This is a genomic window from Brucella sp. LJL56, from assembly GCF_054871705.1.
The window spans coordinates 715188-726990 of sequence record NZ_JBTXLQ010000002.1 but is presented as its reverse complement, the minus strand read 5'-3'; the positions used below and the strand labels follow the sequence as shown (position 1 = coordinate 726990).

The window sequence follows — 11803 nt, the reverse complement described above, 5'->3', positions numbered from 1 at the left end:
GCGACCATAGCCAGTTCGCCTGACGGACACTTGACTAACATATAGCCAATCAGCTATATGTCGATTCATAGCCAATTGGGTATGAATCGATCGTGATCATGAGAGACGAAGTTTTCAAAGCGTTATCTGACCCGACCCGACGGTCGATATTCGAGCGTCTTTGTCGAGAGGGCGAGAAGACGGTTACGGTGTTGACCGCAGGAACGAATGTTTCACAACCTGTTGTCTCCAAGCATCTCGCCGCGCTCAAAAAAGCAGGCCTTGTCAGGGATCGTCACGAAGGCCGCCAAAGCCATTACAGGGCGGAATACACCGCACTGGTTCCTCTTATCGATTGGGCAAAAGAGTTGAACGGTTTTTGGGAACAGAAGTTCGATGCCCTTGAAGACCTGTTGAGGAGGATGGACCAATGAGCCAGATGTCAATTGATATGCGAACAGTAATAGTTGAGCGCGAAATGCCTCATCAGCCCGAAAAACTCTGGCGCGCGTTAACTGAGCCTCATCTGATCGCGGAATGGTTGATGAATAACGACTTCGCTCCGACGGTCGGCCATTGTTTCAAGCTTCGGGGTGAGTGGGGCGGCGTATTGGATTGCCAGGTGTTGGTTGTCGAGCCGAACAGACGGCTGTCTTACACTTGGAACCATATACATGAGGACGAAGCATACAATCTCAGAAGTGTCGTGACCCTAATTTTGACACCCACCGCTACCGGGACACATTTGCGGATGGAACAGTCGGGCTTTATGCCGGGTCAGAAGCAGGCCATTCACGGCGCTCAATATGGATGGCAGAGTTTCCTTGAAAAGCTGGATGCAGTAGCCGCCAATTTGGACTGACTTCATTCTTCGTCAGATTGTTGCAAAATATGGCAAGCCTCAGAACAACAGAAGTTCAGCCGATCCGCTTTGCGAACTCCCCAAGGAGAATGCACATATGGTCATAAATAAATCCATACGCCAAATTCACCGCTGGTTGTCGATCATTTTCACCCTTACCGTGATTGCGAATTTCGTCACTATGGCTTTCAGACAGCCTCCTGCATGGGTCGTCTATTCGCCGCTTTTACCGCTGTTTGTCCTGCTTGCGACTGGGCTGTATCTGTTTATTCTGCCTTATATTCCAAGACGGAGTGAGTGAAGCGTTTCCAGGGCCTGTATTACCTCGTTCCCCGCTGGAATAAGGAGGACGCTCCTGGAAACCGAGTTCATACGCACTCAGGAGCCTGCTGGAAATGGCCGCCAATGGAGCGGCTATCTTCTGGCGTTAAATTAAAAGCCAACACTGAGTTTTGCGTTGAAACCATTTTGTTTGGCGCCGGATGTGAACTGCCCATTATAGGATAGGCCAAGCGTGGCGTCTTCGGTCAGGCGGAAATCAAGCCCTGCTTCAAGGAGGGCGGCGTCTTCGGCAATCGGAAGACCCCATACCGTGAAGGCATCCGAGCCTATGAAGGTTGCGGTGGAAACCGGCGTAATATCGCCATAGGCATGACGCCAGCCAAGGTCGGCTCGTGCCTTGGTCGCAATCGTTCCCAGAGTAAATTCGGTCGATGCGCGAAGCCCGAGTGTCGAGAAGCTGGTATCCGTCGTGTCGGAGTTGACCGACAGGGCGGCTGCCGTAAGGCCTTCTTCTCCAAAACCATTCGTCTTCAGCCGCACATAGGCCAGATTGGTGTAAGGCTCGAAGAGGGCCTTGTCATAGCGAAGCTTATAGCCAAGTTCGCCAAAGAGCTGGAAAGTTCCGGCATCGTAATCGGCGTTCAGGCGATCGGTAAAGCCGGGAAAGGCGACAGCACGATCCATGTCGATGTTATGCCAAGTATAGGCAAGACCGGAGCGAAATGCCAAGGCATGGCCGTTATCGAAGTTCCATTCGGTTCCCGCATAGGCACCGAGCGTATAGTTGTCGCTGCTACCCGACGAAGAGCGCTCATCCATATTGAAACTGGAATGGCTATAGCCTGTGAGAAGACCGAGGCGCCATGTGTCGAGAACTGTACCGTCGATACCGGTAACGAAACCGCCGATGGATGACTTTGTGTCACCGGCATTGCCATCGCCATCCTGCCTGGTCCATGCACCATAAGCATAGCCCCAGGCGATATTGAGGTTTTGTGCCGAAGCAATGCTGGTGGGAGCAACGGCGTCGATGGCAGAGGCAGGGGCCGAGCCAGCCTTTTGCGAAGGAGCATAAGACAGGGCATTGATCGACATAGCCGGAGCGCCGCCGAAAGCCTGCTGCAAACGACCGAGTGCCGCATTGCGGACGAACTGGCTGTCATTGATCAGCGCGCCTTTGGTGGACGCATAAGCCTCACCGGAGAGGTTATCGAAGGCCGCACGGGCCTCGTCGGCCGACAGCATCAGCAGGCCGTTATAGAGTGCAAGTGACGAACCCGTCTGCGCCAACGTATCCAGTCCTCTAGCTGTTGCCAGTTGGTTTCTTGTTTCTCCGACCTTCGTGAAAAGGGGAGGGGTAGGCTTTTCAGGCTCAGGTGTGCCGGGGTTGGATGGTTCCGCCGGGTCTTCCTTAATGGCGATATTCAGAAGAACATCTTTGGGCGAATAATTCACGGTCAAATTGAGAAAGGCGGATTTTGAGACAACAGTGTCAAAAGTTCCGCTGACACCACCGTCGGCATGCATAATGGTATAGTTTTGTCCGCTCTGATAACTGGTTTCGGGGTCGATGGCCGTAACGGAAACCGTACTGCCAGATATTGTGGCCAAGCCTGTGACACCCACGATATCGGAGCGGCGATTCAAGGGGCCATTTGCAGCGATTTCGACCTCGAGGATTGAGCCGGGCGTGAGCGTCAGATTACCATCGACAGTCAATATGCCAATGGAATTGCCTGGAGACAATATACCGCCTGACTGAACCGTAGTCTCCCCGACCGAGCCAAAACCCCCAAGGGTGGCGCCGGATAAGACGGAGATATTGCCGCCGAGTATAGCGCTGCTATTGTTAACATCGCCGACGATCAGTTTGCCGCCAGCGACTTGTGTCGTGCCAGTGAAGCCTGAACTGTCACCATTGAGGAGAAGCGTATCAGTGCCCCCCTTGACTAACTCACCACCCAGCGGGTTCAAGAACTGACCCGAGAAATTGCCGCCATATACATAAAGACGATCGCTGGCCCAGGACACCGTGCCACCGTTTCCTGGCGTTGCATCCTGCAAGTTGCGAATTACCCCGCCATAGGCAGAGAAATCGATTGTTGCGCCTGCGGCAACGCGCGTTGCACCAGTGAAGCCCGTAAGATTTCCCAATGAATGGTTACCGTCAACAAGGCGTCCATATGCGACTGTAATTGTCGAGGCTGGAGCTGCATTCGTACCGATGACGTCCATAACCACGTCACCGGTTGCATCACTCGTTCCGATCACCAGATTGCCCTGAAGAGTGAAGCTTTGACCCGCGCCACCGTTGAGCCAAAGCTTAGTGCCTGTTGCAGTACTGATCGTGCCCGTTGTGCCTCTCTCAACGAGATAACTGTTGAGCGTGGAATGTCCGAGAGCGGAGTGTAACCGCCCCCCGTTAAGGGTGATCAGTCCTGTACCCAGTGCATCAATGATCGCGCTGCCGTTCTCGTGATTGGCGATGAGCGTGCCCGCTGAAATCGTTGTGCCACCCGAATAAGTGTTGGCTCCGTCGAGATAAACCGTCCCCAGGCTCTGCTTTATCAAGGCTCCGGTTCCTGAAATGGAAGCATTTTCGTCGAATTTCAGTGTTGAATCAGAGCCTATCGTATTCAAAATGGTATCGGATGCGAGTTGAACGTCTACCGAATTGGACCCGCCAAAATCTTTGGTAGAATTATGCGTAGATACATTGACGGTAGCACTTCCGTTCGTCTCGGACAGGATCAATGTCCCGTTAGAGAAATTAAATCCACCGCTGACCGCACCGGTCAGGTTAAGCTCGCCGACGGCGAATGTCTGGCTATTAAGATTAACAAAGTGGTTCGTAGAACTGTCTGCGATGAATGTTGCTGCGGCTCCCTGGGCGTTGGGGACAGTACCCTCCTGCCATGCTGCTGCGTTGCCCCAAAACGGTGGTGATGCGTTATTCGTCCAGGTTTCGGTGTGAGCCGAAAACGGAAAACCGAGCGCGGTCGAGACAATGCTGGAAGAAAGCCAGAGCAGGTGCTTCTTGCGTCGGGAAGACGGCGTACGCAAAAGCCTAGTTTTTAAAGTAAGTAGTGCCATCGCTGCCCCCCAGAGACGCAGCAAGCCACTGCGATGCTGTTTTATATATCAGGAAATGCTGTATTTCCAACAGTTCAAACGGTCTATTGAAGATAAATGCACAGCGCATCTTCATTCAATAAGTAGTGCTAATATGTGGTCTCCACATTGCCCAGAGTAATGATAATCGACCGTCAGTCTCCTACGACAATGGCTGAAGGTCTGCCTGTCAGAACGAGCCTGGCTATCGAGGCCAAGTAACGATCTCGTGGTGTAGTACATTGTCAAACGCAACTGTCAGCCCACCGCCTGCAGAGGCAGATAAACGCGGTCACCCTTAAAGATCAGGCTTGGATCGGTAATGTGCCCAAGATTTAACGCAACGGTTTCCGACACGTCTCTGTTGTTTGTCTTGGCAATGACGACAATGTTGTCGCCAGTGTCCACAACAATGGCCGTATATCCCTGCTTGTCGAGGTCAGGATTGAAGCGACCCTGGCTGTCCTGATCGCCGGATGGATGGATGTCGACATAATCTGCGAGTACCCACCCTGTCTTATCCGTGCCATCTGTCGCAAAACCATCCACCAAGGCCCATTCATTACCTGTCTTGTCTGTATGGCGTTCACCTTTCTCATCGACTAGCGAACCGGGGTGGAGCGTAGCGAGTTTCTCACTGTCGACGCCTGGCGCTTCCCTGACGTTAAGCCCGTCCGGCGCGATCACCACCAGTTGGGGTTCAGGTTCAGGGTTTTCTTCTGGTTGTTTCTCCGGCTGCTCTATCTCGGGAGGCTCGCCCGATGGTTCGGTTTTGGTATCTACGGCAGGAATAGAGTTATCTTCGCCATCTCCGAACAGTTTCGCAAAAGCATTGAAACTGTATATTGCCAAACCTCCGCCGAACGTGACGCCGTAGATCCAACGATCAGCCGTCGTCAAATTTCCACCCCACCCGGCTTTGCCACGTTGCTTTGCCCATAACCAGCCGGAGCCAAAAGCGAACATGGAGTTGGCAGCGACGTCGAGAGGCTTAACCTCCCCTCCCAAAAACGGTAAGAGACTGCCAGCCGCATAGGAAGGCAAGTGATATTTATCTGCTTTGGTGAAGGCGCTCTGGCCAGTGCGCGCCTCTCGAAGCGCCTTGGCTCCGTAGGCAACATTGCTGACCGTGAACAGACCGCTGGAGAGATTGGAAGAGAAGCTATAGGGTGCTCCAATCGTCCCTGGAATGCCGCTATAGACCTGGTTGGGCAGATAGCTCAGCGCCGTGACGGCACGTACTGTGCGCCCAAAAGGATGGCTTACATCCATCTGTTTGATAGGCAAAGCCATGAGAACCTGAGTTGCGGCACGTGCGCCGTAACTACTGGCATGAATCGCGAGCTGAGCATTTGCCGGAAGAAGCGGCATGACTATGGCAAATGTTCCGGTGCCGACTCCTGTCAATACGAAATCGCCAATCCCCGCAGCCCGCATCCTCGCTATTGCCTGTACAGGACGCGATGCAGGTTTGTAGCCATTGAGCGCTGCTCGGAGATCAGGTTTGATCGCCGCTGTCTGTACCGGTCTGAATATGGCGTTCTGGGTCGAGGTAAATGCTCCAAGTTGCTCCTTGCTTAGCCCCGCCATTTGTCCCGGCGTAAATCTGCGCGACTGTGCGGTCGTGAATTCAGGTAACTGCTCCGGCTTGAGAGCGCCAAGATTTATATGCTTTACCCGTTTTTCCGGAATGGCTCTTAACTGATCGCCATTCAAAGCCTGCCATTGGTGCTCGTTGAGTGATTTCCAGCCCATTGGCGACATACTGGTGATGTCATCGCCGGTCAGATTACGCGCAAAGATAAGCTCTTCGAGCATTGACCTGTGTTCGGCGCTCATTTTCTGCTTTTGTGTGCCGGTTATTGCTTCCATCTGGGGAGTGGTCAGTTCCGGCAGTTGTTCAGGCTTAAGCTGCGGAGCAATCAATCCGACGCTGCTTTCGGGCACGGACCGCAATTGTGGTCCCGACATCGTGTGTACCTGCCGCGTGCTCAATGCGCCGAATTGGGCTTTGCTCAACCAACCGAACTGCTGTGGCTCGAGGCCCGAAATGCCAAGCGAAGGGACACGCTTCAGTGAAATTGCTCTGATCTGGGGCTCGGTGAGGTTTTTTTGCTGCCCCGCCCGATTGAAAGCCTCCCACTGCTTTTGTGTGAGCCACGATATCTGTCTGGGTTTCAACGACGAAACATTCAGGCTTGCCATCCGGTTTATCGGAATGGCTCGGGTCTGCCCCTGGGTCATGTATTCCGGTAGGCCTGCCTGATTGAATGCCTTCCATTGGCCGTTTGTCATTCCCGCCACTTGGCCTTTTGCGGACAGCCACGGAACCTGTTTTCCGTCGAGTCCGGCCATATCGAGCTGCTTGAATTGCTTGTCTGGAAGCGAGATGAGCTGGGTTTTGGTGAGAAACGTTTGCGAGCCTGACTTGTTGAACGCCTTCCATTGCGGGCCGGTGAAGGCCGCGATCTGGCCGTGGGTAAGTGACTTGATCTGGTTCTGCGTCAATATTCCAGCGTCGATATATTTGACACGACCTTCCGGAATTCCGCGTAGCTGGTTACGGGTCAGATAAGGTTGCAAACCGGCCTGTTTGAAGTCGGCCCATTGTTTGGGTGTGAAACCTGCAACTTGATTGGATTTCAACCACGGGACATGCCTCGGCTCCAATTGCCCGATGTCGATATTGCGAGGTGTCGTGGCCTGCAGTTTTGTGCGGCTCGGACCACGGGGCGCGGATGGCTGATGGTTGGACGAGGCACCACGGATCCATGGCACAACATAGGCATCTTTGCCGTTCCAGACAATGCTGTGACTTTTGTTACTATATTGGGGTTCGTCGCCCCGAGGCGTCCATCCGCCTTTAGCTGTTACATAGATATTCTCGGGATTTTTCGGTGCGCGACCGAGTACAGTCGCGGTGATTGGTTGCCCGGTTTCGTCGATCAACTGGATCGTTGTGGGTGCCTTACCGGACTTGACGGCCGGGGTCTGGCCTGTGTTAATGGAGCTGGTCGGCCCGGTCCCATCGGGTTCGAGGGGCGAACGATAGGCCGCAGTGGTAATCGTCGCATCCACTGGCGGCTGTGTTCCGCTTTCTTCACCATTGCCGGTCTTGACCGGTCGCATGGCGGCGAAAGATCTGACGCCCAAACCAGTGCCGACCACGCCTGTTCCCAAACCAGTGATCGCATTGGTAAATTCCAGCCCCGACATCTTGTCGCTGTTTGTCAGAAGGTCGCTTGCCGTGACAGCGATCATCGGAACGCCAAGGACGGCTGCTGTGCCCTCCAATCCATGAGCGGCGACGTTAATGGCGCGTCCACTGTTCAGATAGGACCGGGCGCTGGTCGCATAGGGCGAGGCCTGAAGATTAAAGGTCCGTCCACCTAGCCTGAAGGTTGAATCTTTCATGCGCATTGCGCCGAAATTTGCCTGTAGCGAGCGCCCGAATGACATTTCAGTGCGCGCCGCCATGCCGAAGGTACGCATACTGCTGCCGATGACAGGTAGTGCTGTCATGGCGACACTCGCTACATTCATCAGTGATTCAGTATCGCCCCATTCGCCGCCGTGATCGAGATAATCAGCTTGTCTGATGACGGCACGCCCACCAAGATAAATGCCGCTACCGATTGCGATTGGTGCTGCCACTGGTGCGAGCGGAGAAAATGACAAGAGCATTGCTCCGGTGCCCACGAGACCGACGACCGGGTCAACAACCTTGTCCCACGCTGAAACGATGCGTGCATCTACGACATCGAGCGCGATCTGACCGTCTTGCCCTTCCTTCATTTCCAGATTTTTGGGAATAACCAGCTTGCCGCTGTCGTCGAACAGGCGGTTGTTCTCCTGGAAGTCTTTGACCCCATCGAATTTCTGTCCATTGGCGTCGACATATTTCGTATTGCCGGCGCTGTCCTGGATTGCGAACAATGTTGTTTGGCTTGTTTCACCACTTTCAGGTACGTAAAAAATCGGTACGGCCTTAACCTTGGGGCTGTCGCCGCCAATGTTATGGATTTCATCGATGATTTTGTCCCGCGCTTCCGCGTCGTCAATTCCGGTAAGGCCGGTCGTTTCACCGATATAGTCGCTCAATTCTTCGCCAGAGCGCTCTTTAAACTTGCCGTCAAATCCCCGGTCTTGCAGCCCCTGAAACTGCGGCTGGAAAACACCGTTCAGTGTTTTGTCTTCATCCTTGTCAAGAAGCACGCGATCAGTGTCGTCCGTGCCTAACCGCTCGGGCTCCGACAAAAGCAATTCCGATCGGTCGATATTGCTCGCAATGTTTTGTTTGACATCATCCAACTGATCGCGCTGCTGGTTCAGCATGCCAAGCTGGATCTGCAGTTTGGCAATGCGTGGATCAACCCAGCGGCCCTCTGTGGGCGCGCCCTGTGTCGGGCTTATCTCGATCCACACTGGTTTGCCGCTGCCGGCAAGTGCTTCAAGTTTTTCAGAACCTGACAGCTCCTTAAGGTCCTCTGCGACTTCTGGAGCGACCTTAACGGTTTGTCCATTGCCAAGATCCACCTCTACCGGCTTTTGATCATCCGACAGCAAACCGGCAGGGGGTTCTGTCGTGCCGGGACCATACTGACCGATCGCCTCCTGTACCTTGGCTTCCATGCCCTCTATCTGCTTGTCGATTTCGCCGATGTTCACATCGACGCGCTTGTCGAGCAGAGTGTTGACGTTGATTTTTGCCTGCTCATAACCGGCCAGTGGGCCGGGATTGGCAACGCACTGGTCACCGTTTGATGTGGGAATGGAATTCGCCTGAAGATCTCGCCATTGCTGGGCAAGTGGGCCGTTGCGTGCCTCATCGCTTGCATTCTTGTCGTCGGGATCGGCAGTGATGTCGATCTCGAGCGTCTTGTCCTCGTATTTGATTTCCAGGACAAACTGTCCATCGGCGTTCTGGATGACTTCGGCACTTTTGAACTTGCCGCTGAATTTTCCACCAGCATCGGTAAACCCGTCTGGATCAAACTGGTGCGGTGCACGCTCCCTTTGTTGTGCGATTGTCTGATTTTCCAGAACTTCGTAGTCGGCTTTCCCGCTTTTTTGCGAATAGTAGGTGGAATAGGCTTCGCTGAGTTGCAGGGCGCCATCAGTCTGGGTCTTGAATAGTGCAACTTGCGGTTCGACCCAGTGCCATTCCGTCCTCACACTGCCATCGGGCTGCGTGACGTTGACCTGCACGGCTATCGATGTCGCACTTGCAAGTGTATCGATCCCACCACCGGCGGCGTTGTAGGCATCCGCGATATCCGGTGCTACCTTGAGGGTCTGATCACCGATGTTTATTTCTACCGGCTCCTGGTTTTTTTCCAGCATGCCAGGTGGTGGACTGTCCGACCCGGTTGTAAGAACCATCATGTCGGCAAGCGCCTGGTCACCTGACTTGTTCTTGACGTCTGCCTGAGCAACCAGATCGTTGATCTCTGCCCACGCAGCTTCACCTTTTTCAACCTCATCCTGGAAGTTGTAATTGCTGTCGGCTGCGACGACCACCGTGTCATTGCGGCCGGGATAGTAACCCATGTTGACGCGCTTATCGATCGCCTGATTGAGCAGCGTCTTGCCGTCCTTGTAAGCGTTATACGCCTCAGTGGCCTTGGTATGGGCATTGTGAGCGTCGGTTTGTAGTTGCTTGGCGTCTTCCAGCGTGCCTTCCGGCTTGACCGCATTCCACTGTAGCCCCAGGGACTCGAGTTTCCCGTTTATGCCAGCCTGGGCTGCTTCGACAGCCTGCTTGTAGTCAGGATCGAGCAGGTATCGGTTAAGATCGGCATAGTCGCTGCCGATCTGTGCCTTGGTCTCGGTTACTTGAGAAAGGGCAATATTCTCATCCTGAATTGCAGCGGCGACATCGGGGTGCATCCATATCCACTGGCCGTTGACGGGGTATGCAATCCATTTTTCGCCCGGTGGGATGCCATATTTGGGCGGATCGCCAGCCGGGTCCAGTACGCCATCCCTTTCCGTCGGCGTTGCTGCAATGCCGGGAAGTTTGGGGCCATCAGGATCAGCCGGATTGACGATACCATGCTCATCAATAGCGTCATCTTTCGCCTGCGTAGCATCGGTTGCGCTCTTTTCCTGAACCTCCAGAAACTTATCCGCGAGCTGGCTTTCGGCGAAGGCCTTGGTGACCTCGCCTTCCTTCTTTTCGGCGGGGTCCGTGCTGTTAGGATTGGCTTCAACCAAAGACTGCGCCAGCGCCGCCTCCGCGCTGCCCTTTTCGAGTGTTATCGTGTCGCCGGTCTCGTTATCCTTCAGGGTGACTGTGCCATCGGAACCAGTGGTCATGGTGTAGCCGTTTGCAGTCACTGAGGTTGTAGTGGTTTCTTTGCCGTCTGCGCCTTTTTGACTGGTGGTTTCCGTTATCCGGCCGTTTTCATCGGTTTCGGTTCTGCTGGTCACGCCCGTCTGTGAATTGGTAACAGTCTTGGTTGTCGTGCCGGTTGCACCGTCCTTGGTTTCAACCGTTGTCACAGTATAGGACGGAGCAACCGGTCCCTGTACGCCTTCGGGAAGACTGTTGTCGTGAACCTCCTGGGTGTAGGTCGTTTCATCGCCAGTTTTGCTGTCCGTCAGGGTTATTGAAGTGGTAGTGCCGCTGGTTGTCTCCTTGATGTCGACACCGGCAGCCAGCAACTCGGCGCGGACCTGATCGGCAGACAATCCACGTTCCTGCGCGATCTCCTCGACCGTCTTGCCATTCTCGATAGCGTTTTTTGTATCGGAGATGTTCTGGTCTGCCGTCTTTACAGTGCCCTTGTCGCCGGGCAGACCCGGAGCCGATTGCTTCGGATCCAGCTCGACCTTTTCTCCGTCTGGACCTATTACGAAGGTTTGCGTCGTTCCATCAGGCTTTACGGTCGTTTCAACTTTCGTCCCGTTGTCATAACTGGTCTCGGTATGCGTCTCTCCACTACCAAGATCGTCCGTTTCCGTGGTGGTCGTCACCCCGGTCTCGGAGTCGTAGCTGGTTTCCTGCTTTTTTTCGCTTTCTGTACGAATTGGCGACGTATCCGTGTCGCCATCAGGCGTGGTCGTCACGGTGTAATGGGTGCCATGTTGATAATCGACATTCTCCGTAACCGTACGCCCCTGACTGTCGGTGATTGTTGTGACGCGTGTGTCACCATTCTGGCCCTGGGTGACAACAATCTCGGGGGCTTTTTCTCCGCCAAGTGCAGTCATGACGGCTTCGCGCGTCATGCCTCGCTCCTGTGCGATTGTGTCGATGCTCTTGCCCTTGCCGAGATCGGCATGGATTTCGTTTGCAATCTCCGTAGGTGTTTTCTCGGTCTGTGTCGTAGAGACCGGCTTCACATCCGGCTGCTTTTTTGCTGGCGGAGGCGGCGGGGGAGGTGGAGGTGGCGGGGGTGGCGGCGGAAACTTCCGAATAATATCAAATATTCGCATCCAACGTCTCCCAACTGTAGATTTCAGGCCGTTCGCGCATAGCTTCCCATACCTCAGACCGGATCGGTCTGGATTGGGCCGGGCGCAAAAGCCTCCAGCCTCCGCATGCTTCGGGAAATATGGTAAGGC

5 protein-coding genes are annotated in these 11803 nt (G+C 54.2%); 3 read left to right on the top strand and 2 right to left on the bottom strand.

What is annotated here, in order from left to right; all coding sequences use genetic code 11:
• The first annotated feature begins 98 nt into the window (after positions 1–98).
• The 3 genes from ACYSN1_RS11900 (at position 99) to ACYSN1_RS11890 (ending at position 1142) form a co-directional block, all read left to right on the top strand.
• On the top strand, positions 99–413 hold the full coding sequence (locus ACYSN1_RS11900) for an ArsR/SmtB family transcription factor (protein WP_140023134.1): 315 nt from the start codon (positions 99–101) through the stop codon (positions 411–413).
• On the top strand, positions 410–841 hold the full coding sequence (locus ACYSN1_RS11895; protein ID WP_461725836.1) for an SRPBCC family protein: 432 nt from the start codon (positions 410–412) through the stop codon (positions 839–841). Before ACYSN1_RS11900 ends, ACYSN1_RS11895 begins: the two co-directional genes overlap by 4 nt.
• 97 nt (positions 842–938) lie before the next feature.
• Positions 939–1142 carry a hypothetical protein gene (locus ACYSN1_RS11890; protein ID WP_109989617.1) on the top strand — a complete coding sequence of 68 codons (204 nt, stop codon included), beginning with the start codon at positions 939–941 and terminating at the stop codon, positions 1140–1142.
• A gap of 131 nt (positions 1143–1273) precedes the next feature.
• Here ACYSN1_RS11890 and ACYSN1_RS11885 read toward each other — a convergent pair whose 3' ends face one another.
• Complete coding sequence (locus ACYSN1_RS11885) at positions 1274–4216, bottom strand: autotransporter outer membrane beta-barrel domain-containing protein (protein ID WP_461725835.1); 2943 nt, start codon at positions 4214–4216, stop codon at positions 1274–1276.
• A gap of 276 nt (positions 4217–4492) precedes the next feature.
• Complete coding sequence (locus tag ACYSN1_RS11880) at positions 4493–11581, bottom strand: SH3 domain-containing protein (protein ID WP_461725834.1); 7089 nt, start codon at positions 11579–11581, stop codon at positions 4493–4495.
• Between the last annotated feature and the right edge of the window lie 222 nt (positions 11582–11803).

Bases quoted from the DNA above. Each gene is read 5' to 3' on its own strand.
- ACYSN1_RS11885 (WP_461725835.1), bottom strand. From the start codon at position 4,216: ATGGCACTACTTACTTTAAAAACTAGGCTTTTGCGTACGCCGTCTTCC.
- ACYSN1_RS11890 (WP_109989617.1), top strand. From the start codon at position 939: ATGGTCATAAATAAATCCATACGCCAAATTCACCGCTGGTTGTCGATC.
- ACYSN1_RS11895 (WP_461725836.1), top strand. From the start codon at position 410: ATGAGCCAGATGTCAATTGATATGCGAACAGTAATAGTTGAGCGCGAA.
- ACYSN1_RS11900 (WP_140023134.1), top strand. From the start codon at position 99: ATGAGAGACGAAGTTTTCAAAGCGTTATCTGACCCGACCCGACGGTCG.